The 23,503-nt window shown below is 66.6% G+C and carries 26 protein-coding genes; 23 read left to right on the top strand and 3 right to left on the bottom strand.

All coding sequences use genetic code 11. The annotated features are described in order from the left end of the window. Positions 1 to 153: 153 nt before the first annotated feature. Both argJ and ACTZWT_RS21300 read left to right on the top strand, forming a co-directional pair. Positions 154 to 1,395, top strand: coding sequence for a bifunctional glutamate N-acetyltransferase/amino-acid acetyltransferase ArgJ (argJ, locus tag ACTZWT_RS21305; RefSeq protein WP_444771677.1), 1,242 nt, complete (start codon positions 154 to 156; stop codon positions 1,393 to 1,395). 172 nt (positions 1,396 to 1,567) lie between these two features. Next, positions 1,568 to 1,978, top strand: a complete 411-nt coding sequence (locus ACTZWT_RS21300; protein WP_444771676.1) for a (deoxy)nucleoside triphosphate pyrophosphohydrolase — start codon at positions 1,568 to 1,570, stop codon at positions 1,976 to 1,978. Positions 1,979 to 2,122: 144 nt separating this feature from the next. Here ACTZWT_RS21300 and ACTZWT_RS21295 read toward each other — a convergent pair whose 3' ends face one another. Beyond that, entirely contained in the window at positions 2,123 to 2,956 is an 834-nt protein-coding gene (locus ACTZWT_RS21295) for a methyltransferase domain-containing protein (protein WP_444771675.1), read from the bottom strand. A gap of 61 nt (positions 2,957 to 3,017) precedes the next feature. Further along, on the bottom strand, positions 3,018 to 3,320 hold the full coding sequence (locus ACTZWT_RS21290; RefSeq protein WP_444771674.1) for a hypothetical protein: 303 nt from the start codon (positions 3,318 to 3,320) through the stop codon (positions 3,018 to 3,020). A 126-nt stretch (positions 3,321 to 3,446) separates the two neighbouring features. Here ACTZWT_RS21290 and ACTZWT_RS21285 point away from each other — a divergent pair, with 126 nt between their 5' ends. The 5 genes from ACTZWT_RS21285 (at position 3,447) to ACTZWT_RS21265 (ending at position 6,908) form a co-directional block, all read left to right on the top strand. Then, a complete protein-coding gene (locus tag ACTZWT_RS21285; protein ID WP_444771673.1) occupies positions 3,447 to 4,250 on the top strand; it encodes a ComF family protein in 804 nt (267 codons plus the stop codon). A gap of 38 nt (positions 4,251 to 4,288) precedes the next feature. Next, a complete protein-coding gene (gene grxC / locus ACTZWT_RS21280) occupies positions 4,289 to 4,564 on the top strand; it encodes a glutaredoxin 3 (RefSeq protein WP_444771672.1) in 276 nt (91 codons plus the stop codon). Further along, positions 4,561 to 5,439, top strand: coding sequence for a carbon-nitrogen hydrolase family protein (locus ACTZWT_RS21275; RefSeq protein WP_444771671.1), 879 nt, complete (start codon positions 4,561 to 4,563; stop codon positions 5,437 to 5,439). The genes grxC and ACTZWT_RS21275 overlap by 4 nt, the downstream gene beginning before the upstream one ends. Further along, on the top strand, positions 5,436 to 5,942 hold the full coding sequence (locus ACTZWT_RS21270; RefSeq protein WP_444771670.1) for a DUF1178 family protein: 507 nt from the start codon (positions 5,436 to 5,438) through the stop codon (positions 5,940 to 5,942). Before ACTZWT_RS21275 ends, ACTZWT_RS21270 begins: the two co-directional genes overlap by 4 nt. Before the next feature lie 84 nt (positions 5,943 to 6,026). Next, a complete protein-coding gene (locus tag ACTZWT_RS21265; RefSeq protein WP_444771669.1) occupies positions 6,027 to 6,908 on the top strand; it encodes an SDR family oxidoreductase in 882 nt (293 codons plus the stop codon). Positions 6,909 to 7,155: 247 nt separating this feature from the next. Here ACTZWT_RS21265 and ACTZWT_RS21260 read toward each other — a convergent pair whose 3' ends face one another. Next, positions 7,156 to 7,824, bottom strand: a complete 669-nt coding sequence (locus tag ACTZWT_RS21260) for a glutathione S-transferase (RefSeq protein WP_444771668.1) — start codon at positions 7,822 to 7,824, stop codon at positions 7,156 to 7,158. Between the two features lie 250 nt (positions 7,825 to 8,074). Between ACTZWT_RS21260 and ACTZWT_RS21255 the strand changes: the two genes are divergently transcribed. From ACTZWT_RS21255 to kaiC, 16 genes are all read left to right on the top strand, one after another. After that, complete coding sequence (locus ACTZWT_RS21255; protein WP_444771667.1) at positions 8,075 to 8,677, top strand: 2-hydroxychromene-2-carboxylate isomerase; 603 nt, start codon at positions 8,075 to 8,077, stop codon at positions 8,675 to 8,677. 151 nt (positions 8,678 to 8,828) lie between these two features. Beyond that, positions 8,829 to 9,566: an SDR family oxidoreductase gene (locus ACTZWT_RS21250; protein WP_444771666.1), complete on the top strand. Its 738-nt coding sequence runs from the start codon at positions 8,829 to 8,831 to the stop codon at positions 9,564 to 9,566. A gap of 178 nt (positions 9,567 to 9,744) precedes the next feature. Next, on the top strand, positions 9,745 to 10,665 hold the full coding sequence (gene panE, locus ACTZWT_RS21245; RefSeq protein ID WP_444771665.1) for a 2-dehydropantoate 2-reductase: 921 nt from the start codon (positions 9,745 to 9,747) through the stop codon (positions 10,663 to 10,665). Between the two features lie 412 nt (positions 10,666 to 11,077). After that, on the top strand, positions 11,078 to 12,724 hold the full coding sequence (ccoN, locus tag ACTZWT_RS21240) for a cytochrome-c oxidase, cbb3-type subunit I (protein WP_444771664.1): 1,647 nt from the start codon (positions 11,078 to 11,080) through the stop codon (positions 12,722 to 12,724). An 11-nt stretch (positions 12,725 to 12,735) separates the two neighbouring features. Then, entirely contained in the window at positions 12,736 to 13,470 is a 735-nt protein-coding gene (ccoO, locus tag ACTZWT_RS21235) for a cytochrome-c oxidase, cbb3-type subunit II (protein WP_444771663.1), read from the top strand. A gap of 9 nt (positions 13,471 to 13,479) precedes the next feature. Next, entirely contained in the window at positions 13,480 to 13,644 is a 165-nt protein-coding gene (locus ACTZWT_RS21230) for a cbb3-type cytochrome c oxidase subunit 3 (RefSeq protein ID WP_444771662.1), read from the top strand. A gap of 7 nt (positions 13,645 to 13,651) precedes the next feature. Next, the gene (gene ccoP / locus ACTZWT_RS21225) at positions 13,652 to 14,533 is read left to right on the top strand and encodes a cytochrome-c oxidase, cbb3-type subunit III (RefSeq protein WP_444771661.1); all 882 of its coding nucleotides are present in this window, start codon (positions 13,652 to 13,654) and stop codon (positions 14,531 to 14,533) included. 109 nt (positions 14,534 to 14,642) lie between these two features. Continuing rightward, positions 14,643 to 16,109: a cytochrome c oxidase accessory protein CcoG gene (gene ccoG / locus ACTZWT_RS21220; protein ID WP_444771660.1), complete on the top strand. Its 1,467-nt coding sequence runs from the start codon at positions 14,643 to 14,645 to the stop codon at positions 16,107 to 16,109. A 20-nt stretch (positions 16,110 to 16,129) separates the two neighbouring features. Further along, entirely contained in the window at positions 16,130 to 16,630 is a 501-nt protein-coding gene (locus ACTZWT_RS21215; RefSeq protein ID WP_444771659.1) for a FixH family protein, read from the top strand. A 34-nt stretch (positions 16,631 to 16,664) separates the two neighbouring features. Next, on the top strand, positions 16,665 to 18,860 hold the full coding sequence (locus ACTZWT_RS21210; protein ID WP_444771658.1) for a heavy metal translocating P-type ATPase: 2,196 nt from the start codon (positions 16,665 to 16,667) through the stop codon (positions 18,858 to 18,860). Beyond that, positions 18,851 to 19,018 carry a cbb3-type cytochrome oxidase assembly protein CcoS gene (gene ccoS, locus ACTZWT_RS21205; protein ID WP_444771657.1) on the top strand — a complete coding sequence of 56 codons (168 nt, stop codon included), beginning with the start codon at positions 18,851 to 18,853 and terminating at the stop codon, positions 19,016 to 19,018. The genes ACTZWT_RS21210 and ccoS overlap by 10 nt, the downstream gene beginning before the upstream one ends. A gap of 31 nt (positions 19,019 to 19,049) precedes the next feature. Continuing rightward, on the top strand, positions 19,050 to 19,253 hold the full coding sequence (locus ACTZWT_RS21200; protein ID WP_444771656.1) for a hypothetical protein: 204 nt from the start codon (positions 19,050 to 19,052) through the stop codon (positions 19,251 to 19,253). Positions 19,254 to 19,379: 126 nt separating this feature from the next. Continuing rightward, positions 19,380 to 19,619, top strand: coding sequence for a hypothetical protein (locus tag ACTZWT_RS21195; RefSeq protein WP_444771655.1), 240 nt, complete (start codon positions 19,380 to 19,382; stop codon positions 19,617 to 19,619). A gap of 110 nt (positions 19,620 to 19,729) precedes the next feature. Further along, the gene (locus ACTZWT_RS21190) at positions 19,730 to 20,239 is read left to right on the top strand and encodes an Lrp/AsnC family transcriptional regulator (protein WP_444771654.1); all 510 of its coding nucleotides are present in this window, start codon (positions 19,730 to 19,732) and stop codon (positions 20,237 to 20,239) included. A 262-nt stretch (positions 20,240 to 20,501) separates the two neighbouring features. Continuing rightward, positions 20,502 to 21,581 (top strand): methyl-accepting chemotaxis protein, encoded by a 1,080-nt coding sequence (locus ACTZWT_RS21185; RefSeq protein ID WP_444771653.1) that lies wholly within the window; start codon positions 20,502 to 20,504, stop codon positions 21,579 to 21,581. A 221-nt stretch (positions 21,582 to 21,802) separates the two neighbouring features. Then, positions 21,803 to 23,494 carry a circadian clock protein KaiC gene (gene kaiC, locus ACTZWT_RS21180; RefSeq protein ID WP_444771652.1) on the top strand — a complete coding sequence of 564 codons (1,692 nt, stop codon included), beginning with the start codon at positions 21,803 to 21,805 and terminating at the stop codon, positions 23,492 to 23,494. Positions 23,495 to 23,503: the final 9 nt, after the last annotated feature.

Here is a 23,503-nt window from a genome sequence, read left to right as displayed (position 1 = left end):
TCCCTCAACTTGAAGCTCCAGGGGCTATGGGTCCCCGCCTGCGCGGGGACGACTCTGCGCGGCCGGAATTTTTCTTCTCAACGCCATGCGCTTGTGAGACAGGGGTGAGGCTCCCGCGTCGCGGGGGTCGCCTCACATGCCGAAAGCGTCCCGATGTCCACTTCCGTCTCTCCGCTCGCGCCGACCAACGTTCCCACGCTGCCGGAGCTCGCCGGCGTCCGCCTCGCCACCGCCGCCGCCGGCATCCGCTACAAGAACCGCACCGACGTCCTGCTGGTGGCGCTCGACCCCGGCACCACGGTGGCGGGCGTGTTCACGACGTCGAAGTGCCCGTCGGCGCCGGTCGAATGGTGCCGCGACAACCTCAAGGGCGGCACCGCGCGGGTGCTGGTGGTCAATTCCGGCAACGCCAATGCCTTCACCGGCAAGACCGGCCGCAAGGCGACGACGCTGACCGCGTCGATCGCCGCCAAGGCGATCGGCTGCAAGCCGGCCGAGGTGTTCCTCGCCTCCACCGGCGTGATCGGCGAGCCGCTCGACGCCACCAAATTCGACGGCGTGCTGGGCACGCTCGCCGAGACCGCCGCGCCCGGCGGCTGGCTGGACGCCGCCAAGGCGATCATGACCACCGATACGTTCCCGAAGGTCGCGACCAAGACCGTGAAGCTCGGCAACGCCAAGGTGACGATCAACGGCATGGCCAAGGGCGCCGGCATGATCGCGCCCGACATGGCGACGATGCTGTCCTTCGTCTTCACCGACGCGCCGCTGTCGGCGTCGTGCCTGCAGGCGCTGCTCAAGGCCGGCGTCGCCGACACCTTCAACGCGGTGACGATCGACGGCGATACCTCGACCTCCGATACGCTGCTGGCATTCGCCACCGGCGCGGCGGCGAAAAACGGCGCGCCGAAAATTTCGCGCGCCTCCGATCCGCGGCTGAAGGCATTCGTCAAAGCCTTCAATGCGGTGCTGGCCGATCTCGCCGAGCAGGTCGCGCGCGACGGCGAGGGCGCCCGCAAGCTGGTCGAGATCATCGTCGACGGCGCGACTTCGAAAGCCAGCGCGCGGAAAATCGCGATGTCGATCGCCAATTCGCCGCTGGTGAAGACCGCGATCGCCGGCGAGGACGCCAATTGGGGCCGCGTGGTGATGGCGGTCGGCAAGGCCGGCGAGCCGGCCGATCGCGACAAGCTCTCGATCGCGTTCAACGGCATCCGCGTCGCCAAGAGCGGCGCGCGCGATCCGTCCTACGACGAGAAGGAAGTCTCGGCGGCGATGAAGAAGCCGGAGATCCAGATCAAGGTCGGCCTCGGCCTCGGCAAGGGCCGCGACCGCGTGCTGACCTGCGATCTCACCAAGGAATACGTCGCGATCAACGGCGACTATCGGTCGTGATCTCCCACCCTCCCCTGGAGGGGGAGGGTCGGACGGCGTAGCCGTCCGGGGTGGGGTGGCGTCAAGTTGGAACGCAGCGCTCATCACACCCGCTTTCACCCCACCCCGACCGCGCCTGACGGCGCGCTCGACCCTCCCCCTCCAGGGGAGGGTGAAGAAAGCGCTGACGGCCATGGCTGATATCAACCTCCTCCTCGTCGTCGCCGTCGCACTGATCGACGCCGACAACCGCGTGCTGATCGCGCAGCGGCCGAAGCACAAGCAGCTCGGCGGGCTGTGGGAGTTTCCCGGCGGCAAGGTCGATCCCGGCGAGCGGCCGGAGGGCGCGCTGATCCGCGAACTGCACGAGGAGCTCGGCATCGCGGTGAAGGAAGCCTGCCTCGCCCCGCTGACCTTCGCCAGCCACGCCTATGAGGACTTCCATCTGCTGATGCCGCTGTATGTCTGCCGGCGCTGGGGGGGGCAGGTGATGCCGCGCGAGGGCCAGGAACTGGCCTGGGTCCGCGCCAACAAGCTGCGCGACTACCCGATGCCGCCCGCCGACATCCCGCTGATCCCGCCGCTGATCGAGCTGCTGATGTAGAGCACGGCGTGGCAACAGATATCGTCGTCATGCGCGGGCTTGACCCGCGCATCCATCACCCTTTCGAAGAAGATGGATTGCCGGGTCGAGCCCGGCAATGACGATGAGTTGCGAACCGCGCAGCGTCCGGAACACGAGGCTTCGCTATTCCGGCGTCTTCCCCTTCACCGCCTCCGCCAAACTGGCTTTCGCCGAGCCGGGCTTCAACGGCTGCTGCTGGCTTTCGTGCGGGGACCAGCCGGACAGCCAGATGATTTCGAAGGTGGCGCGGATGCGGCCGTCGGGGTCACTGAAGCGTTCGGCGTAGATGTTCGCCATCCGCAGAAGTGTGGCGCGGCGCAGCGGCGTGCGGCGGCGCTCGACCAGCACATTGCCGGCGCCCATCCGCCGCAGGTCCTGCATCAGCGCGAAGGCGTGGTCGTAGCGCACCACCACGCGGTCGACGTCGGTGACCGGCAGCGCGAAGCCGGCGCGTTGCAGCAGCGCGCCGAGGTCGCGCAGATCGGCGGTGGGCGCGACCCGCGGCGACACGCCGCCCTCGATCTCGGCCTCGGCGGCGGCGAAGGCCTGGCGCAATTCGGTCAGCGTGTCGCCGCCGGTCAGCGCCGCGAGCAGCAGCCCGTCCGGCTTCAGCGCGCGGCGGATCTGCGCCAGTACGCCGGGCAGATCATTGGCAAACTGCAGCGCCAGCGCCGATACCGCGAGATCGAGCGAGCCGGGCGCGAGATTCAGCGCCTCGTCGCCGGAAGGATCGATCCCGACATGCGCGACGCCCGGAAAGCGCTCGGGCGGCAGCGCCGCGCCGGGCGTCCAGATATCGGCGATCGCATTGAACTCGCGCAGCACCGCGTGCAGCCGCTCGGCCATCTCCTCCTTGACGCGGTCGAGCAGGAACGGCGCGGGGCCGAGCGTGCCGGCGCGGGCGAGCCTTGCTGCGAGCAGGCGGCGATCGAACAGGATGGGCGTGGGCTCGGTCATGCGCGGCAGCTAGCGACACGGACGCCGCCGGGCAAGCGCCGCGCCGGCATCGTTGCCATGCTCAGTTCAGCTTCGAGGCCGCGGCCGGGCTCTGCTGCGAGGCCTCGAACATCTTCAGCACCGCGTCGAGCGCGTTGCGCAGATGCAGCGCGCCGGCCTGGCTGCAACGCAGCCGCGCGGTGGTGACGAACTTCACCTCGACCGAGCCGTCGGCGAGCGGGTTCAGCGTCCGCGCCGCGAGTTCGACTTCGACATTGTTGGCGATCACGCCATGCGCCGGCGCGATGTCGAAATAGACGTGCGACGCGGTCGGGATGTCGACATAGGTGATGGTGTCGGCGGATTTGTCGTCTGGCTCGGACACGGCGATCTCCTGAAGTTGCGCGGCGCGAGCCGCCCTTGTGCGCCATTCCCGCGCCGGACACTACCCGGTAGTTGCCCTTGACGCCGGTCGGGGTCGCGCTAGCCTTCCGGGATGCAGTCAGAGGCGATGACAGCTTCGGATGCGACAGCGGACGGTAGCGGCGTTTCCAGGGTGATGGGCGCGCTGCGTCGGCTGTGGTCGCGTGCCGCGCATCTGGCGCTCGACATCGCGCTGCCGACGCTGTGCGTCGCCTGCCGCGAGCCGGTGTCGGGCGAGGGGCTGTGCCCGCAATGCTGGTCGCAATTGTCGTTCATCGCGCCGCCTTATTGCGAGAAGCTCGGCATCCCTTTCGTCTATGATCCCGGTCCCGGCATCCTGTCGATGCAGGCGATCGCCGATCCGCCGGCCTATGCGCGCGCCCGCGCCGCGGTGCGCTACGACGAGGTCGCCAAGACGCTGGTGCATGCGCTGAAGTTCCATGACGGCGTCGATCTGGCGCCCACCATGGGGCGGTGGATGGCGCATGCCGGCGAGCCGCTGCTGCGCGATGCGGATCTGCTGATCCCGGTGCCGCTGCATTGGCGGCGCGGCTTTTCCCGGCGCTATAATCAGTCCGGCGCGCTGGCCCGGGCGATCGGCAGGCAGACGAAATTGCCGGTGGCGATCGAGGCGCTGAAGCGGGTGCGGCCGACCGCGCACCAGATCGGGCTGTCGCGGGCGGAGCGCGCCGCCAATGTGCAGGGCGCCTTCAAGGTTCCGCCGGACCGCAGGGCGGAGGTGCAGGGCCGGCGCATCGTCTTGATCGACGACGTGCTGACCTCGGGCGCCACGGTCGACGCCTGCGCCCGGGCGCTGCTGCGGGCGAAGGCCCGCTCGGTCGATGTGCTGGTCTTCGCCCGGGTTGTGGATACCCTGAAATCTCCCATATAATCCGGGTCTTGCTTCCACCGCCCAGCTTTGGAGCTGCGATGTCCGCTGCGATCGAAATCTTCACGCGCCCCGGCTGCGGTTATTGCAGCGCCGCCAAGTCGCTGCTGAACCGCAAGAAGGCGGCGTTCACCGAATACGACGTCGCGGTCGATCGGGATTTTCAGGCGAAGATGGACGCGCGCGTCGGCCGCGGCGCGACCTATCCGCAGATCTTCATCGGCGGCACCCACGTCGGCGGCTGCGACGACCTCTATGCGCTCGACCGCGAAGGCAAGCTCGACGCGCTGCTGGCCGTCGAGAAAGCCACGTCATGACCGAAGCCGCGCCGTTCAACGCCGCACTGGTCCAGATGCGCACCGGGCTGTTGCCCGGGCCGAGCCTCGAACAGGGCACGAAGCTGATCCGCGAGGCGGCGGCGGCCGGCGCCGACTACGTGCTCACCCCGGAGGTGAGCAACATGATGCAGCTCAACCGCGAGGCGCTGTTCGAACAGCTCGCCGACGAGGACAGCGACGCCTCGCTGAAGGCCTATCGGGCTCTGGCGCGCGAACTGAAGATCCATCTGCATATCGGCTCGCTGGCGCTGCGCGCGAGCCCGGACCGCGCGGTCAACCGCTCTTTCCTGATCGATCCGTCGGGCACGATTCTGGCGAGCTACGACAAGATCCACATGTTCGACATCGATCTCGGCAATGGCGAGAGCTATCGCGAATCGGCCAACTACCAGCCCGGCGAGACCGCGGTGATCTCCGATCTGCCGTGGGGACGGATCGGGCTGACGATCTGCTACGATGTGCGCTTCCCGGCGCTGTATCGCGCGCTGGCCGAGGCCGGCGCGTCGTTCATCACCGTGCCGGCGGCCTTCACCAGACCGACCGGCGAGGCGCATTGGCACGTGCTGCTGCGCGCCCGCGCCATCGAGAACGGCTGCTTCGTGTTCGCCGCCGCGCAAGGCGGGCTGCACGAGAACAAGCGCGAGACCTACGGCCATTCGCTGATCGTCGATCCTTGGGGCGTGGTGCTGGCGGAAGGCGGCGTCGATCCGGGCTTCGTGATGGCGCGGATCGATCCGGCCGAGGTCGGCAAGGCGCGCGGCAAGATTCCGTCGTTGCAGCACGGCCGTCGCTTCACCGTCGTCGACGCCAAACATACCCCGGACTATCTGCATCTCGTGCGGGAGCAGACATGATCCGCTACACCCTGCGCTGCGAACGCGGTCACTCCTTCGAGAGCTGGTTCCAGAGCTCGTCGGCTTACGATTCGCAGGTGCGGCGCAAGCTTGTGGAGTGCCCGTCCTGCGGCTCGGTGAAGGTCGAGAAGGCGATCATGGCGCCGCAGATCGTCGGCAAGAAGGGCCGCGGCCGGGCGCCGGAGCCGGCGACCAACGAGGCCGCCGCGAGCGACGCGCCGGCGGCGGCGCCGGACAATTCGGCGACTGAGAATTCGGCGCCGCCTTTGCTGATGGCGCAGGAGCGCGAACTGCGCGCCAAGCTCAAGGAATTGCGCGACCACATCGTCAAGACCGCCGACAATGTCGGCGAACGCTTCCCCAACGAAGCCCGCAAGATGCATTACGGCGATATCGAACACCGCCCGATCTTCGGCGAAGCCTCGCCCGCCGAGGCCAAGGCGCTGATCGAGGAGGGCATCGACGTCGCCCCGCTCCCGATGCTGCCGGAAGACCGGAATTAGCGCCTCCTCCGAAGTCGCTTCGATCCGGTCGCGTCCCGCGCTACAACGGGACCAAGGGCCGGTCGGCGCAAAGGGAGGGAATTCATGTCGTCACTCGCGGGCAAGACGCTATTCATCACCGGGGCCAGCCGCGGCATCGGGCTGGCGATCGCGCTGCGGGCGGCGCGCGACGGTGCGAATATTGCGATCGCCGCCAAGACTGCCGAGCCGCATCCGAAGCTGCAGGGCACCATCTACACCGCGGCCGACGAGATCCGCGCCGCCGGCGGGCAGGCGCTGCCGCTGATCTGCGACATCCGCGACGAGGCGCAGGTGATCGACGCGATCGACAGGACGGTGGCCGAATTCGGCGGCATCGACATCTGCGTCAACAATGCCAGCGCGATCAGCCTGACCAATTCGCAGGCGACCGACATGAAGCGCTACGACCTGATGATGGGGATCAACAGCCGCGGCACCTTCATGGTGTCGAAATATTGCATCCCGCATCTGAAGAAGGCGCAGAACCCGCACATCCTGATGCTGTCGCCGCCGCTCGACATGAAGGCGAAATGGTTCGCGGCCTCCACCGCCTACACGATGGCGAAATTCGGCATGAGCATGGTGGTGCTCGGGCTGTCGGGCGAACTGAAGGGCGCCGGCATCGCCGTCAACGCGCTGTGGCCGCGCACCACCATCGCCACCGCGGCGGTCGGCAATCTGCTCGGCGGCGACGCGATGATGCGCGCCAGCCGCACGCCGGAGATCATGGGCGACGCCGCGCATGCGATCCTGACCAAGCCGTCGCGCGACTTCACCGGGCAATTCTGCATCGACGACAAGGTGCTGTTCGAGTCCGGCGTTACTGACTTCGAACGCTACCGCGTCGACCCGAGCGTGCAACTGATGTCGGACTTCTTCGTGCCGGATGACGACGTGCCCCCGCCCGGCGTCACCGTCGCGTCGCTGCCGGGCGCGAAGGGGTAGCGCTTCATTTTGAGGTGCGCTGCCTGTTCCAGGCACAGCGAACTCCCTCTCCCGCGTGCGGGAGAGGGTTGGGGTGAGGGCGACGCGAGCGATCACCTCTCGGTGTCGTTCAGGGGAGTTGTAACAAGCGCTGTGCTTGGGGCGCCCTCACCCCCGCCCTCTCCCGCAAGCGGGAGAGGGGCTGCCGTGCTCTACGTATGCGATCATTGCTTGAAGCGAGGCTGTCCGACGCTATGGAGCCTGTTACCTACGCCTTGCCGATCTCGTACGGCCCGCCCTTTTCCAAGGCACGCTTGTAGGCCGGACGGGCGTGGATGCGGGCGAGCCAGGCTTGCGCGTTCGGATAGCTCTGGTCGAGCCCGGCGCGCGAGGAGGCGGCCTCCAGCGGGAAGCTCATCTGGATGTCGGCGGCGGTGAAGTCGGCGCCGGCGAAGTAATCGCTCTTCGCCAGCTCGCTGTCCCAGAACGCCATGTGCTGCTTGAGTTGCGGGTCGACGAAGCCGGTCAGCGCGCCGCCGGCGACCAGCTTCACCAGCGGCCGCAGCAGCGCCGGCGCGCGCTGCGGCATCATGGTGAACAGCAGCTTCAGCAGCAGCGGCGGCATCGCCGAGCCTTCGGCGTAGTGCAGCCAGTAGGTGTAGCGCAGCCGCTCCGGCGTCTTCGGGGGCGGGATCAGGCGGCCGTCGCCATAGGTGTCGATGATGTACTCGACGATCGCGCCGGATTCGGCGATGGTGGCGCCGTTGTCGGTGATCACCGGCGATTTGCCGAGCGGATGCACGGCGCGCAATTCCTTCGGCGCCATCATGTCGGGCTGGCGCTGGTAGCGCCTGATCTCGTAGGGCAGGCCGAGCTCCTCGAGCAGCCACAGCACCCGTTGCGAACGCGAATTGTTGAGATGGTGGACGGTGATCATGTCTCGAAATGTCCGTTTTTGCGCGACGGCGCGCCGCCGCAGGGCAGGCCACCCGCCCATAGCAGACTTCGTGCCGGTTCGGGCATCACAGTTCCGAAGCCGATCCCGCCGCCGGCCGGGTACCGGCCCCGGCGCTGCTGCCCGGTCGCCGTCGCGCGCCGGTTGATTGCCCGCCGCCGACCGGCTAGGCTGCGATGGCATGACGATAATCATATAAGGCGCGCCGCACGCGCCGCGACCGGGAGAGACCATGACCCAGCCCGCCCCGCAATTCCTGTTCGATTTCGGCAGTCCCAACGCGTTTCTCAGCCACCGGGCGATCCCGGCGATCGAGCGGCGCATCGGCGTCAAGTTCGACTACGTCCCGGTGCTGCTCGGCGGCATCTTCAAGGCCACCAACAACCGATCGCCGGCCGAGACGCTGGCCGGCATCCGGAACAAGAGCGAATTCATGGCGCTGGAGACCGAGCGCTTCCTGAAGCGGTTCGACGTCGCGCCCTATGTGTGGAATCCGAACTTTCCGGTCAACACGCTCAACCTGATGCGCGCGGCGGTGGCGGCGCAGCTCGAGGGCGTGTTCGCGCAATATGCCGAGGCCGCCTTCCATCACATGTGGGTCGAGCCCAAGAAGATGGACGATCCGCAGATCGCAGCCCAGGCGCTGGCGTCGTCGGGGCTCGATGCGGCAAAGCTGTTCGCCCGCGCGCAGGAGCCGGAGGTCAAGGCGAAGCTGATCGCCAATACCGAGGACGCCGTCGCCCGCGGCGCGTTCGGCTCCCCGACCTTCTTCGTGGGCTCCGAGATGTTCTTCGGCAAGGAGCAACTCCGCGACGTCGAGGAGATGTACGGCTGAGTCCGCGATCTCAACGAGCCCGACACCTCCGTCATGGCCGGGCTCGTCCCGGCCATCCACGGCACGGGCGCAGCGGTTGCGTCATCGTGGATGCCCGGGACGAGCCCGGGCATGACGAACTCATAACGCGGTTCAATTCGGAGACGCCAGCATGACGCCACGCAACGCAACGGTCGCGGTGATCGGCGCCGGCGACTACATCGGCGCCGAGATTGCCAAGAAATTCGCCGCCGAAGGCTTCACGGTGTTCGCTGGCCGGCGCGACGGCGCCAAGCTGGAGCCGCTGGTGCGGGAGATCGAGGCCGCCGGTGGCCGCATCGTCGCGCGCACGCTGGATGCCCGCAAGGAGGACGAGGTCGCGGCGTTTCTCGACGCCGCCGACGCCCATGCGCCGCTCGAAGTGACGATCTTCAACGTCGGCGCCAACGTCAATTTCCCGATTCTGGAGACCACTGACCGGGTGTTTCGCAAGGTCTGGGAGATGGCGTGCTGGGCCGGCTTCCTCGCCGGCCGCGAATCGGCGCGGCTGATGCTGCCGCGCGGACGGGGCAACATCTTCTTCACCGGCGCGACCGCGTCGCTCCGCGGCGGCTCGGGTTTCGCGGCCTTCGCCAGCGCCAAATTCGGGCTGCGCGCGGTGGCGCAATCGATGGCGCGCGAACTGATGCCGCAGAACATCCACGTCGCGCATCTGATCATCGATTCCGGCGTCGACACCGCCTGGGTCCGCGAGCGCCGCGAGCAGCTCTGGGGCAAGGATGCGCTCGACAATCCCGACCTCTTGATGCCGCCGGCCTCGGTCGCCGGCGCCTATTGGCAGCTCTATCAGCAGCCGAAAAGCGCCTGGACCTTCGAGATGGAGATTCGTCCGTTCGGGGAGAAGTGGTAGCAAGAACACCAGGTTCGTCGTGCCCGGGCTTGTCCCGGGCATCCACGAATCGGGTCGAAGATCCAAGGAAGACGTGGATGGCCGGGACAAGCCCGGCCACGACGACAATAATGCCGTCGCTGTCGGATCGGCCGAGCCTCCGTCTGTCGCTGGACTGAAGCAGAAACGGGAGTGAAAAATGCGGATTCTGATCGTCGGCGCCGGTGCGATCGGTGGCTATTTCGGCGGCCGGCTGCTGCAGATCGGCCGCGACGTCACCTTCCTGGTGCGGCCCAAGCGCGCCGACGAGCTGGCGCGCGACGGGCTGGTGATCAAAAGCCCGCATGGCGACCTCACGATTCCGAACCCGCCGGTGGTGCAGGCCGCCGATCTCGGGCCGGTCTACGATCTGGTGCTGCTGAGCTGCAAGGCGTTCGACCTCGACGATGCCATCGCCTCGTTCGCCGCCGCGGTCGGGCCGCAGACCGCGGTGCTGCCGCTGCTCAACGGAATGAAGCATCTCGACGTGCTCGACGCGGCGTTCGGCCGCGACCGGGTGCTCGGCGGCCAGTGCGTGATCGCGGCGACGCTGGACGCGCAGCGCCACGTCGTGCAGCTCGCACCGATGAATGCGATCACCTTCGGCGAGCGCGCCGGCGGCATCTCGGACCGCGTCGGCGCGATCGCGCAAGCGCTCGGCGGCTCCTCCTTCGAGGTCAACCCGACCGCCGAGATCATGCAGGAGATGTGGGAGAAGTGGGTGTTTCTCGCCTCGCTCGCCGGCTCCACCTGCCTGATGCGCGCGCCGGTCGGCGATATTCTGGCGGCGCCGGGCGGCGCCGATTTCATGCTCGGCGTCGTCGACGAGATCTCGTCGATCGCCGCCGTGGCGGGCCATCCGCCGCGCGAGGCGTTCGTCGATCGCGCCCGCGGCACGCTGCTGGCGGAAGGCTCGAAGCTCACCGCCTCGATGTTTCGCGACATCCAGGCCGGCGCCAGGATCGAGGCCGACCACGTCATCGGTGACCTGATCGCGCGCGGCGATGCCGCCAAGCGCCCGGTGGCACGGCTGCGGGTGATCTACACCCACCTCAAAGCCTACGAGCGGCAGCGCGGCTGAGGCGGATCCGGCGCGGGCCGGCATCTGTCCGGTCTTGCATCGTTCGCGCGCCGGGCACGCGCGCGGCGCCCAGGCGGCATGTCCTTGCGTCCAAGCTGCGGTTTCGCGGAGCCTCCTCCAGGCGGCGAGCAGGCCCGAATATCATTCATAAAAGCGAATGAATCGCATTCGCACTCAAAGCCCTCATCCTTTCGTCTAGCGGCATCCCAAATCGCAATGAAAATGCCTCGTAGTCGTCCGAGTTCGACGCCGCGAAGCCGTTTGAATCTTGCACATTTGACGCGTTTCAATGACAACCGCGGCGACGCGACCCGAGGTGCCGCAAATTTATGCAATTTGATTTCGATCAAATGGCCTTTTTGGTTTCCGGGTTTGGTGCGACCAACTGCCCCGCCGAGAAAAGATTGATCAGATGAATCAAGCTCTCACAACCAAACGGATCACCTTCGGCGAGGGTGGTCTGACGCTCGTGTTCACGCTGACCACGGTGCTCTGCATCTACGCGTCGATCTTCGCCAAGGATGCGCCGTTCGCCTTCCATGCCGCTCTCGGCGCTGCATTCAGCGCCTGGGCCGTGTTCGCGATCATCACGCGCTACAGCCGCCGCAACGGCGTTGCGCCGCAGGAAATCAACGGCGTGCCGAACTACAATCTCGGCCCGATCAAGTTTCTGTCGTTCATGGCGATGTTCTGGGGCATCGCCGGCTTCTCGGTGGGCCTCTACATCGCGCTAGAGCTGGCCTATCCGGGGCTCAACGTCGCGCAATGGGTCAATTTCGGCCGGCTGCGGCCGCTGCACACCTCCGCGGTGGTGTTCGCGTTCGGCGGCAACGTACTGCTGGCGACCTCGTTCTACGTGGTGCAGCGGACGACGCGGGCGCGCCTCGCGGGCGATCTGGCTCCGTGGTTCGTGGCGATCGGCTACAACTTCTTCATCGTCATCGCCGGCACCGGCTATCTGCTCGGTGTGACGCAGTCGAAAGAATACGCAGAGCCCGAGTGGTACGCCGATCTGTGGCTGACCATCGTCTGGGTCACCTATCTGCTGGTGTTCGTCGCGACATTGATGAAGCGCAAAGAGCCGCACATCTACGTGGCGAACTGGTTCTACCTCGCCTTCATCCTGACCATCGCGGTGCTGCACCTCGGCAACAACCCGACGCTGCCGGTCTCGCTGCTCGGCTCGAAATCCTACATCGCCTGGGCCGGCGTGCAGGACGCGATGTTCCAGTGGTGGTACGGCCACAACGCGGTCGGCTTCTTCCTCACCGCCGGCTTCCTCGCGATCATGTACTACTTCATTCCGAAGCGCGCGGAACGGCCGGTGTATTCGTACCGGCTGTCGATCATCCACTTCTGGGCGCTGATCTTCCTCTACATCTGGGCCGGCCCGCACCATCTGCACTACACCGCGCTGCCGGACTGGACGCAGACGCTGGGCATGACGTTCTCGATCATGCTGTGGATGCCGTCCTGGGGCGGCATGATCAACGGCCTGATGACGCTGTCGGGCGCCTGGGACAAGCTGCGCACCGACCCGGTGCTCCGCATGATGGTGGTGTCGGTCGCGTTCTACGGCATGTCGACCTTCGAAGGCCCGATGATGGCCATCAAGGCCGTCAACTCGCTCAGCCACTACACCGACTGGACCGTCGGCCACGTCCACTCCGGCGCGCTCGGCTGGGTCGGCTTCGTCTCGTTCGGCGCGCTGTACTGCCTGGTGCCGTGGATCTGGGGCCGCAAGGAGCTCTACAGCCTCCGGTTGGTGAACTGGCACTTCTGGATCGCGACGCTCGGCATCGTGCTCTACATCTCGGCGATGTGGGTGTCGGGAATCCTGCAGGGCCTGATGTGGCGTGCCTACACCTCGCTCGGCTTCCTCGAATACTCGTTCATCGAATCCGTAGAGGCGATGCATCCCTTCTATGCCATCCGCGCCGCGGGCGGCGGACTGTTCCTGATCGGCGCCCTGATCATGGCCTACAACCTCTGGATGACGGTTCGCGTCGGCGAATCGTCGGAGGCCCAGCCGCGCGTCGCCCTGCAGGCCGCCGAGTAAGGAACCGACCGATGTCTTTCTGGAATCGTCACAAGATCTTCGAGACGAACTCGATCGTCCTGATCGTCGGCATCCTGCTCGTGATCTCGATCGGCGGCCTGGTCGAGATCCTGCCGCTGTTCTACCTCAAGAGCACGATCGAGAAGGTCGACGGGATGCGTCCCTATACGCCGCTCGAACTGGCCGGCCGCAACGTCTACATCCGCGAGGGCTGCTACCTCTGCCACTCGCAGATGATCCGCCCGCTGCGCGACGAGATCGAGCGCTACGGCCACTACTCGCTCGCCGCCGAAAGCATGTACGACCATCCGTTCCAGTGGGGCTCCAAGCGCACCGGTCCGGACCTGGCGCGGGTCGGCGGCAAGTACTCCGACGACTGGCACGTCGCGCATCTGAAGGACCCGCGATCGATCGTGCCGCAGTCGGTGATGCCGGGTTATGCGTTCCTCGCCAGCACCACGGTCGACGCCGCGAGCCTGTCAGACCACCTGCGCACCAATCGCACCCTAGGCGTGCCCTACAGCGAAGAAGACGTCGCCAAGGCCGCCGAGGACCTCAGGACCCAGGTCGATCCCGACAGCGCCGCCGCGGCCGACCTGCTGAAGCGCTATCCGAAGGCCGTGCTGCGCAATTTCGACGGCCAGGACGGCGCTCCGACCGAGCTCGACGCGCTGGTCGCCTATCTGCAGATGCTCGGCACGCTCGTCGACTTCAAACTCTACAACGAAAAAGCCAATTTGCGCTGAGGCCGGGACATGAAAGCGATCCTCTCCGTCGAGAACTTCGTCTCCAGCTTCGTCACCATGTGGTGGACGCCGCTGTTCGTGGTGATCTTCCTCGCCATCGTGGCCTACGCGTTGTGGCCGCAAAACAAAGCGACGTTCGACGACGCCGCCCGCATGCCGCTGCGAGAGGATTGATACGACCATGGCTGACCACGCACATCACGCCGAGATCGACAAGGTCACCGGCACCAGCACCACCGGCCATGAATGGGACGGCATCAAGGAACTGAACACGCCGCTGCCGCGGTGGTGGATCTGGACCTTCTATGCCTGCATCGTCTGGTCGCTCGGCTACTTCCTGGTCTATCCGGCCTGGCCGTTGGTCAACGGCTACACCACCGGGTTCTTCAACTACTCCTCGCGCGCCGAGCTCGCGGTCGACCTCGCCAAGCTCGACGTGGTCCGCGGCGACAAGATGGCGGCGCTCGCCGCGGCGCCGCTCGGCGACATCGAGAAGGATCCGGCGCTGCTGGCGCTCGCCCGCGCCAAGGGCAAGGTGGTGTTCGGCGACAATTGCGCGGCCTGCCACGGCTCCGGCGGCGCCGGCGCCAAGGGCTACCCCAACCTCAACGACGACGACTGGCTGTGGGGCGGCACCCTCGAGCAGATCGAGAAGACCATCCTGTACGGCGCCCGCTCCGGCCACGACGACGCCCATCTGGGCAATATGCCGGCGTTCGGCAAGGACGGCCTGCTGGAGAAGGACCAGATCCCGCTGCTCGCGAATTACGTGCGCTCGCTGGCCGGTCTGTCGGTCCGTCCCGGCACCGATCTCGTCGCCGCCAAGCAGTTGTTCGCCGACAATTGCTCGTCCTGTCACGGCGACGATGCCAAGGGCAATCCCGAGCTCGGCGCGCCCAATCTGACCGACCGGATATGGCTCTATGGCTCGGATGAGGCTACTCTGATCGAGACCCTGACCAACGGCCGCGGCGGCGTGATGCCGGCCTGGAACGAGCGTCTCGATCCGGCCACCATCAAGGCGATGGCGGTGTACGTGCACTCGCTCGGCGGCGGCAAATAGCCGCCGTCCGCCGGACGGGATCCTCGACGTGTTGGGGGGCACGCGAGGTTCGACAGAAGCGCCGGACGCAGAGCCGCGGCGCAGCGACGGAACGAAGAAGAACCCCGATATGAACAAGCCCCTGCGCGACACCGATCTGGTTCCGGACGACGACGGAGGCCCGCTCTACGCCGCCGGGAAGAAGATCTATCCGCAGCGGGTGTCGGGATCGTTCCGCCGCATCAAATGGATCCTGATGGCGGTGTGCCTCGGGATCTACTACTTCCTGCCGTTCGTGCGCTGGAACCGCGGCCTCGGCGCGCCCGACCAGGCGGTGCTGATCGATCTGGCCAACAACCGGTTCTACTTCTTCTTCATCGAGCTGTGGCCGCAGGAGATCTATTACTTCACCGGCCTGCTGATCGTCGCCGCGATCACGCTGTTTCTGATGAATGCGCTCGGCGGCCGGGTGTGGTGCGGCTATCTCTGCCCGCAGACGGTGTGGACCGATTTGTTCTTCGCGGTCGAGAGGCTGATCGAGGGCGACCGTCGCGAGCGGATGCGCAAGGCGGGAGAAGGCTGGTCGCTGCAGCGCGGCGCCGAGCTGGTGCTGAAGCACTCGATCTGGCTGATGATCGCGTGGTGGACCGGCGGCGCCTGGGTGCTGTATTTCGCCGACGCGCCGACGCTGATCAAGGAGCTCGTCACCTTCCAGGCGCCGATGGTCGCCTATATCTGGATCGGCATCCTGACCTTCACCACCTACACGCTCGCCGGCTTCATGCGCGAGCAGGTCTGCGTCTACATGTGCCCGTGGCCGCGGATCCAGGCGGCGCTGACCGACGAATGGGCCCTCAACGTCACCTACAAATACGATCGCGGCGAGACCCGCACGTCGCTGAAGAAGGCCGCGCAGGCGCGCGCGCTCGGCGAGCAGGTCGGCGACTGCGTCGACTGCAACCAGTGCGTCGCGGTGTGCCCGACCGGGATCGACATCCGCAACGGGCCGCAGCTCGACTGCATCCAGTGCGGCCTGTGCATCGACGCCTGCGACAACGTCATGACCAAGATCGGCCGCCCGACCCGGCTGATCGGCTACGACAACGACATCAACATCCATCGCCGGATGGAGGGCAAGCCGGAGGTCTTCAAGCCGCTGCGCGCCCGCACCGTGGTGTATTCGGCGCTGATCGCCGGCATCGGCGCGATCATGCTTTACGCATTGCTGAACCGCAGCCTGCTCGACCTCAACGTGCTGCACGACCGCAATCCGGTCGCGGTGCGGCTCAGCGACGGCTCGATCCGCAACGGCTACACCATCCGCTTCCTCAACAAGCGCGGCTTCGACCGCGTCGTCGCGGTCGATGTCGACGGGCCGCCGAACGCGGTGATCCACGTCGTCGGCGCGGATTCGATCACGCCCGACCGGCCGATGATCATCCTGGCCCGCGACGCCACCACCGAACTGCGCGTGCTGGTGGATTCCCGGCCGTCTTCAGAGGACGATCTCGCCCCGTCGACGCCCGTGAAGTTTCACGTCACCGATATCGGCCTCGGCGAAGTCGCATCCGCCAAGGACGTCTTCGTCAAGCCCTGAACCGCCACCGGAGCCGTTCCATGAATCGTCCAATCTCCAAGCCTCGGCAACTCACCGGCAAGGTCGTGTTCGTCTCGCTGATCGCCTTCTTCGGCGTGGTGTTCGGCGTCAACGGGCTGATGATGACGCTGGCGATCAAGACGCTGCCGGGCACCGAGGTCGACAGTGCCTATGCGGCGAGCCTCGCTTACGAAAACGAGATCGTCGCGGCGCGCGATCAGGAGAAGCGCGGCTGGAAGGTGGACGCCAGGGTCGAGCGCCGGCCCGACGGCCGCGCGACGCTGCGGGTCGAGGCGCGCGACCGCGCCGGCCTGCCGCTGTCCGGGCTGAAATTCTTCGGCCGGCTCGAGCGCCCGGCCGACAAGGCCGGGGACCACGAACTGGTGCTCGCCGAGATCGACAGCGGGGTGTTTCAGGGCGATGCCGACGGCGTCTTGCCCGGGCGCTGGGATCTGGTGCTGGAAGGCGATCAGGACGGCAACCGCATGTTCCTGTCCAAGAACCGCCTGATGCTGAACTGATGATTGGTCCGGACGAGGACCAAGAGGTCGCCTGATGTTGATGACCCGGGACTACTCGCATTACGTCAAGGACGTCGATCCGCAGATCGCGCATCTCGACCTCGCGGTCGAAGGCGTGAGCTGCGCCGGCTGCATGGCCAAGATCGAGCGCGGCCTGTCCGCGATCCCGGACGTGACGCTGGCCCGCGTCAACCTCACCGACCGCCGCCTCGCGGTGGAGTGGAAGAAGGGCGCGCTGGAGCCGGCGCTGTTCATCGATCGGCTCGCCGAGCTCGGCTACAAGGCCTATCCGTACGAGCCGGTCCGCGCTGAGGTCGAAGAGGCCGAGCGCAGCAAGTTCCTGCTGCGCTGTCTCGGCGTCGCCGCCTTCGCGACGATGAACGTGATGATGCTGTCGGTGCCGGTGTGGTTCGGCGGCGATCTCAGCCCCGAAGCGCGCGATTTCTTCCACTGGCTGTCGGCGCTGGTGGTGCTGCCCTGCGCCGCCTATGCGGGCCAGCCGTTCTTCCAGTCCGCCTGGCGTGCGCTGAAGGCCAAGAGCGTCAATATGGACGTGCCGATCACGATCGGTGTGGTGCTGGCGCTCGGCATGTCGCTGGTGGAGACCATCCATCACGCCGAGCACACTTACTTCGACGCCGCGATCATGTTGATCACCTTCCTCCTGGCGGGGCGCTTCCTCGACCAGAAGATGCGGCAGCGGACCCGTGCGGTCGCCGGCAATCTCGCCGCGCTGAAGGCCGAGACCGCGACCAAATTCGTCGGGCCCGACGAGATCAGCGAAGTGCCGATCGCCGCGGTGCGGACGGGTGACCTCGTGCTGCTGCGGCCCGGCGAGCGCTGCGCGGTCGACGGCAGCGTGGTCGAAGGCCGCTCCGAGATCGATCAGAGCCTGATCACCGGCGAGACGCTGTATGTGAAGGCCGAGCGCGGCACCCAGGTCTATGCCGGCACGCTGAACATCTCCGGCACGCTGCGCGTCCGCGTCGCCGCGGCCGCCGAAGGCACGCTGCTCGCCGAGATCACCCGGCTGCTCGACCACGCCCTGCAGGCGCGCTCGCGCTACGTCCGGCTCGCCGACCGCGCCTCGCAATACTATGCGCCGGTGGTGCACGCCACCGCGCTGCTCACCATGATCGGCTGGGTGCTGGCCGGGGCGAGCTGGCACGACGCCATCGTCATCGGCATCGCGGTGCTGATCATCACCTGTCCCTGCGCGCTCGGGCTGGCGATCCCCGCGGTGCAGACCGTGGCGTCGGGCGCGATGTTCCGCGCCGGCGTGCTGCTCAATGCCGGCGACGCGATCGAGCGCGCCGCCGCGGTCGACACCATCGTGTTCGACAAGACCGGCACGCTGACGCTGCCGGAGCTCGACGTCGTCAACGGCGCCGGCGTGCCCGACGAGGTCTTCCAGCTCGCCGGGCGCCTCGCGCTCGCCAGCCATCATCCGGTCGCCGCCGCGGTGGCGCGCGCCGCCCAGGCCAAGGCGCCGCTCCCCGGCGTCACCGAGGAGCCCGGCCGCGGCGTCCGCGCGCTGTTCGAGGGCGAGGAGCTGCGGCTCGGCAGCCCGGCCTTCTGCGGCGCCGATGTCGAGGCCAATGCCATTCTCAGCGCCGATCCCGAAGTCTCGGTGGTCGCCTTCAGCCGCGGCAATCAGCACACGGTGTTGGCGGTCCGGCAGCTGCTGCGGCCGGACGCCGCCCGGACGATCGACGCGCTGGTCAATCGCGGCATCAGCGTCGAATTGCTGTCGGGCGACCGCGAGCCGGCGGTGCGGCATGCCGCCGATGCGCTCGGCGTCAGCGCCTGGCGCGCCGGCGTCACTCCGGCGGAGAAGATCGCGCATATCGAGGCGCTGAAGGCGCAGGGGCGCGTGGTGATGATGGTCGGCGACGGCATGAACGACGCGCCGTCGCTCGCCGCGGCGCATGTGTCGATGTCGCCGATCAGCGCCACCCATCTCAGCCAGGCCACCGCCGATCTGGTGTTTCTTGGCAAGGAACTTGCACCGGTATTGGCCGCGATCGACTATTCGCGCAAGGCGATGGCGGTGATGCGGCAGAACCTGACGCTGGCGATCGGCTACAATGTTCTCGCGGTGCCGATTGCGATCGCGGGTCTCGCTACGCCATTGATCGCGGCGCTGGCGATGTCCGGCTCGTCGATCCTGGTGATGCTGAATGCGATGCGCGCCCGTCGGGTCCGCCTGGGGAGCGCGTCATGGAAGTGATGGTCATTCTGGTGCCGCTGGCGCTGATGCTGGGGCTGCTCGGCCTGGCGGCGTTCCTGTGGTCGCTGAAGAGCGGCCAGTACGAGGATCTGGACGGCGCCGCCTGGCGCGCGATTTCCGACGACGACCAATCGCCGCCGGCGAAGGAACGAAGCTGACGGACGCGAGGCCGGAGAGAGGCAGGCTGATATGGCGATGCTCACTTACCACGACCCGGATGCGCTGATCGCGCCGAAGTCTGCGCCGGTCGATCCGCGACCCGAAAGCGCCACGGACGACGATGTCGACGCGCGCTGGCTGCAGTCGCTGTCGCTGCCGCACCGGCTGTTCGTGCGGTTCTACCGGGCGCTGCGCAAGCTGCAGCCGATGTTCCCGCCGCTGTCCTGCTGCTGAGTGGCCGCAGGGCAAAGCGTCGCGCCACCAAAGCGTTAAGTCGATTTCATCCGGCTGATACAGACCGCGGCTATCAGGCCGGCGTACCGTTGACGCGAATCGCCCGCCTCGAATCAAAGAGCCGTCATGCCCCAAGCCAACGCGTCCCAAGCCACTGCGTCCAAAGCGTTCATCATCGAAGTGAATTCGCGCGCCGCCGGCATTGTCGTCCGTGATGGCCGCGGCTTCCGTTTTCATGCCGCGACCGACGACTTCACCGGGCTGGAGGGCCGCGGCTTCCGCTCGCCGGGCGATGCCCACAAGGCGGCGCTGCGGCTGTTCGAAAGCCTGCGCGTCGGCCGAAACCTCAAGCTGGGAGCGGCCTGACCGGACCGCCGTCGGCCCGTCTCCTCCGCTCCGGGCGGAGGGGACGCTTGCATGAAAAAATCTTCCAACTAGAATGGTTGAAATCGTTCGATTTGGAAGAATGTTCTATCATGACTGATGTTGAGATTCCCGTCGCCGAGCCGGCCCGCCGGCTCGATGCGATCGACCGCAAGATTCTGACCGTGCTGCAACAGGATGCCTCGCTGTCGGTGGCCGAGATCGGCGACCGCGTCGGGCTGTCGTCGACGCCGTGCTGGAAGCGGATCCAGCGGCTCGAAGCCGACGGCGTCATCACCCGCCGGGTGGCGCTGGTCGATCAGGACAAGATCGGGCTCGGCCTCTCGGTGTTCGTCTCGATCGAGAGCGGCGATCATTCCGAGGCCTGGCTGAAGACCTTCGCCGACGCCGTCAGCGCGATGCCGGAAGTGATCGAGTTCTACCGGATGGCCGGCGACGTCGACTACATGCTGCGCGTCGTCGTCGCCGACATGCGCGCCTACGACATCTTCTACAAGCGGCTGATCGGGACGGTGCCGCTGAAGAACGTCACCTCGCGATTCGCGATGGAGAAGATCAAGTCGGTCACCGCGCTCCCGGTGCCGCCGATGAGCGCGGCCTGAGAGCTCCAGTCGGATCGTCCCGAGGGCTGGTCGCCCCGCCGAACGTAGCCGGCGGAGTATCGATCCGACGGAACCGGGACACGCGCCTAATCAGCAGATCGCAATCCCGCAATGCAAAATGCGATCATAATTGATCATCTGCACAAACTAACAGCGGCTCGCGCCGGCCTAAATTCCGAACTCCCCGACTTTAGTTTAGTCCTAATTAGGAAAAATCACGCAGATTCCTTCCCGGCGCGTGCGACGCCGGGGCGGAAGCAGAATGCAGACAGTGGTCATTCGAAAAGACGGGTCGGCTGATCATGCCGCTCCCGCGGATCACGACGATATCTCGGCACTGGTGGCGCGGCTGACTTCCGAGGTCAACGAGATCGCCTGCGGCAAGACCCGGTCGATCCAGAAGATCACCAGCCAGATGAAGATCCTGGCGCTCAACGCGCTGATCGAAAGCGCCCGTGCCGGCAAGCAGGGCGCCGGCTTCGCGATCGTGGCTCAGGAGGTGCGCAATGTCGGCGCCCAGATCGAGGAGATCGCGCGCGACCTCGAAAGCCAGCTCACCCGCCGCACCGGGGACCTGATCAGTTCGATCGGCAGCATGACCGCGCGTTCGCGCGGCGACAGGCTGGTCGATCTGTCGCTCAACGCCGTCGAACTGATCGACCGCAATCTTTACGAGCGCACCTGCGACGTGCGCTGGTGGGCGACCGATTCCGCGGTGGTCGATTGCGCCGCGAATCCCGATGCCGCCTCGACCTCCTACGCCGCCGAGCGGCTCGCGGTGATCCTCGGCGCCTACACCGTGTATCTCGATCTGTGGCTGTGCAGCCTCGACGGCACCGTGCTGGCCAATGGTCGGCCGGACCGGTTCGGCGTGGTCGGCAGCAGCGTCGCCGGCTGCGACTGGTTCAAGGACGCGCTGCGGCTGCGGTCGGGCGACGACTACGTCGCCGGCAATGTCGAGCGAATGCCGCAACTCGGCAATGCGCAGGTCGCGACCTATTGCGCCAGCGTGCGTAGCAACGGCCGCAGCAACGGCGCGCCGATCGGCATCCTGGCGATTCATTTCGATTGGGAGGCGCAGGCCCGGGCGATCGTGCAGGGGGTGCGGCTCGATCCGCAGGACAACGCCCGCGTGCTGCTGATCGACTCCCGCTTCCGGGTGATCGCCGCCTCCGACGGTCGCGGCCTGCTCGAAGAGCGCTTCCCTCTGAAGGTCGCCGGCCGGCGCAGCGGCACCTACCAGGACACGTCGGGCGCGCTGGTCGGCTTTCATCTGACGCCGGGATACGAGACCTATCAGGGGCTCGGCTGGTACGGCGTCATCGTGAGCCGCGCCGAGTAGCGCCTTCGATCGCGCCGCGCGTCGCTCTCATATCATTTGATATCAATAATGCGGCAATTTCGCGCACGTCTGCTTGACGCCGCCCCCTTGGAATCGTGACGCGTATAACGCAGGTCGTCTTTGCGAGTTCCGGCGCGGCGCAGAATCATTTTCCTGCGAGGTCCCCTAGCCAGCCGGTTCCTGTTCAAATACAAAGTCCGAGTAACGTAACTCGGATTGATATGACCGACGGTATTGCCAAGTCGCGCACCGGCATTGACGGCTTCGACGAACTCACGCTCGGCGGATTGCCCACCGGGCGTCCGAGTCTGATCTGCGGCTCGGCCGGCTGTGGCAAGACATTGTTCGCCTCCACCTTTCTGATCAACGGTGCGCGCCATTACGGCGAGCCCGGCGTGTTCGTCACGTTCGAGGAGCGAGCGGTCGATATCGTCGACAACGTCGAGTCGCTCGGCTTCGGCCTGCAGCAATTGATCGACGATTCGCGCGTCCTGATCGAGCACATCGCGATCGATCCCAGCGAAGTCGCCGAGGTCGGCGATTACGATCTCGAGGCGTTGTTCCTCCGGCTGGAATATGCGGTCGACCAGATCGGCGCCAAGCGGATCGTGCTCGACACCATCGAGAGCCTGTTCTCGGCGTTCCAGAATCCGGCGGTGTTGCGCGCGGAAATCCGCCGGCTGTTCGACTGGCTGAAGCAGAAAGGCCTGACCGCCGTCATCACCGGAGAGCGCGGCGACGGCACGCTGACCCGCCAGGGGCTCGAGGAATACGTCTCCGATTGCGTGATCCTGCTCGACCATCGCGTCGACCAGCAGATTTCCACCCGGCGGCTGCGGATCGTCAAGTATCGTGGTACCGCGCACGGCACCAACGAATATCCGTTCCTGATCGACGAGGACGGCTTCAGCGTGCTGCCGGTGTCGTCGCTCGGCCTCGGCCACATGGTGTTCGAGGATCGCATCTCGACCGGCGTGGCGGACCTCGACGCGATGCTGAGCGGCGGCGGTTTCTATCGCGGCAACAGCATTCTGGTCTCGGGCGTCGCGGGCTCCGGCAAGAGTTCGCTCGCCTGCATGATGGCCGACGCGGCCTGCCGTCGCGGCGAGAAGGCGCTGTATCTGTCGTTCGAGGAATCCGAGGCGCAGGCCGTCCGCAACATGAAGTCGATCGGCACCGATCTCGGCCGATGGCTGACGAGCCGCCAGTTGCGCTATATCGCCGCAAGGCCGACCTTCTACAGCCTGGAAATGCATCTGGCCGTGATCCTGCGCGAGGTCGGCCGGTTCAGGCCCGACGTCGTGGTGCTCGATCCGATTTCGGCCTTCCTCGGCAACGGCCAGCTCGGCGAAGTGCAGTCGATGCTGTTGCGGATCGTCGACTATCTGAAATCGACCGGCATCACCGGCGTCTTCACCCATCTCGCCCACGGCCAGGAAACCCAGACCGACGCCGGGCTGTCGTCGTTGATGGACGCCTGGATCCTGCTGTTGAACCGGGAGGCCCATGGCGAGTTCAATCGTGAGCTCTATCTTCTGAAGGCGCGGGGCATATCCCACTCCAATCAGGTCCGGGAATTCGTGATGTCGAACGACGGCATTCATCTGCTCGCGCCCTATCTCGGCGCCAACGGAGCCTTGACCGGGTCGGCGCGGCGAAGCGAAGAGGCGCGGCTGCGCCGCGCCGAGAGCGAGCGCAGGGTCGAGGTGGCGCGGCTGCAAGGCGAGATCGCACAACGCCGGGCGCGGGCGCTGGCGCAGATCGAGGCGCTCCGCGCCGAGATCGACGCCGACGCCTCCGAACTGCAGCGGCTGGCCGACGTTGAGAACGACTACCTCCGGCAGGCCGCGATCGACGCGGAAGCGATGGCGCAGAGCAGGGGCATCGACCACGCTCCCGGCATCACCAAGTAGGAAGCTGAC

The organism is Rhodopseudomonas sp. NSM, from assembly GCF_052445935.1.
In the GTDB taxonomy this organism is placed as follows: Bacteria; Pseudomonadota; Alphaproteobacteria; order Rhizobiales; family Xanthobacteraceae; genus Rhodopseudomonas.
This window is presented reverse-complemented; position numbering and strand designations above follow the sequence as displayed.

Excerpts from the sequence above, each read along its gene's own strand:
- argJ (WP_444771677.1), top strand. The coding sequence starts at position 154 with ATGTCCACTTCCGTCTCTCCGCTCGCGCCGACCAACGTTCCCACGCTG.
- ACTZWT_RS21300 (WP_444771676.1), top strand. The coding sequence starts at position 1,568 with ATGGCTGATATCAACCTCCTCCTCGTCGTCGCCGTCGCACTGATCGAC.
- ACTZWT_RS21295 (WP_444771675.1), bottom strand. The coding sequence starts at position 2,956 with ATGACCGAGCCCACGCCCATCCTGTTCGATCGCCGCCTGCTCGCAGCA.
- ACTZWT_RS21285 (WP_444771673.1), top strand. The coding sequence starts at position 3,447 with ATGACAGCTTCGGATGCGACAGCGGACGGTAGCGGCGTTTCCAGGGTG.
- grxC (WP_444771672.1), top strand. The coding sequence starts at position 4,289 with ATGTCCGCTGCGATCGAAATCTTCACGCGCCCCGGCTGCGGTTATTGC.
- ACTZWT_RS21275 (WP_444771671.1), top strand. The coding sequence starts at position 4,561 with ATGACCGAAGCCGCGCCGTTCAACGCCGCACTGGTCCAGATGCGCACC.
- ACTZWT_RS21270 (WP_444771670.1), top strand. The coding sequence starts at position 5,436 with ATGATCCGCTACACCCTGCGCTGCGAACGCGGTCACTCCTTCGAGAGC.
- ACTZWT_RS21265 (WP_444771669.1), top strand. The coding sequence starts at position 6,027 with ATGTCGTCACTCGCGGGCAAGACGCTATTCATCACCGGGGCCAGCCGC.
- ACTZWT_RS21260 (WP_444771668.1), bottom strand. The coding sequence starts at position 7,824 with ATGATCACCGTCCACCATCTCAACAATTCGCGTTCGCAACGGGTGCTG.
- ACTZWT_RS21255 (WP_444771667.1), top strand. The coding sequence starts at position 8,075 with ATGACCCAGCCCGCCCCGCAATTCCTGTTCGATTTCGGCAGTCCCAAC.
- ACTZWT_RS21250 (WP_444771666.1), top strand. The coding sequence starts at position 8,829 with ATGACGCCACGCAACGCAACGGTCGCGGTGATCGGCGCCGGCGACTAC.
- panE (WP_444771665.1), top strand. The coding sequence starts at position 9,745 with ATGCGGATTCTGATCGTCGGCGCCGGTGCGATCGGTGGCTATTTCGGC.
- ccoN (WP_444771664.1), top strand. The coding sequence starts at position 11,078 with ATGAATCAAGCTCTCACAACCAAACGGATCACCTTCGGCGAGGGTGGT.
- ccoO (WP_444771663.1), top strand. The coding sequence starts at position 12,736 with ATGTCTTTCTGGAATCGTCACAAGATCTTCGAGACGAACTCGATCGTC.
- ACTZWT_RS21230 (WP_444771662.1), top strand. The coding sequence starts at position 13,480 with ATGAAAGCGATCCTCTCCGTCGAGAACTTCGTCTCCAGCTTCGTCACC.
- ccoP (WP_444771661.1), top strand. The coding sequence starts at position 13,652 with ATGGCTGACCACGCACATCACGCCGAGATCGACAAGGTCACCGGCACC.
- ccoG (WP_444771660.1), top strand. The coding sequence starts at position 14,643 with ATGAACAAGCCCCTGCGCGACACCGATCTGGTTCCGGACGACGACGGA.
- ACTZWT_RS21215 (WP_444771659.1), top strand. The coding sequence starts at position 16,130 with ATGAATCGTCCAATCTCCAAGCCTCGGCAACTCACCGGCAAGGTCGTG.
- ACTZWT_RS21210 (WP_444771658.1), top strand. The coding sequence starts at position 16,665 with ATGTTGATGACCCGGGACTACTCGCATTACGTCAAGGACGTCGATCCG.
- ccoS (WP_444771657.1), top strand. The coding sequence starts at position 18,851 with ATGGAAGTGATGGTCATTCTGGTGCCGCTGGCGCTGATGCTGGGGCTG.
- ACTZWT_RS21200 (WP_444771656.1), top strand. The coding sequence starts at position 19,050 with ATGGCGATGCTCACTTACCACGACCCGGATGCGCTGATCGCGCCGAAG.
- ACTZWT_RS21195 (WP_444771655.1), top strand. The coding sequence starts at position 19,380 with ATGCCCCAAGCCAACGCGTCCCAAGCCACTGCGTCCAAAGCGTTCATC.
- ACTZWT_RS21190 (WP_444771654.1), top strand. The coding sequence starts at position 19,730 with ATGACTGATGTTGAGATTCCCGTCGCCGAGCCGGCCCGCCGGCTCGAT.
- ACTZWT_RS21185 (WP_444771653.1), top strand. The coding sequence starts at position 20,502 with ATGCAGACAGTGGTCATTCGAAAAGACGGGTCGGCTGATCATGCCGCT.
- kaiC (WP_444771652.1), top strand. The coding sequence starts at position 21,803 with ATGACCGACGGTATTGCCAAGTCGCGCACCGGCATTGACGGCTTCGAC.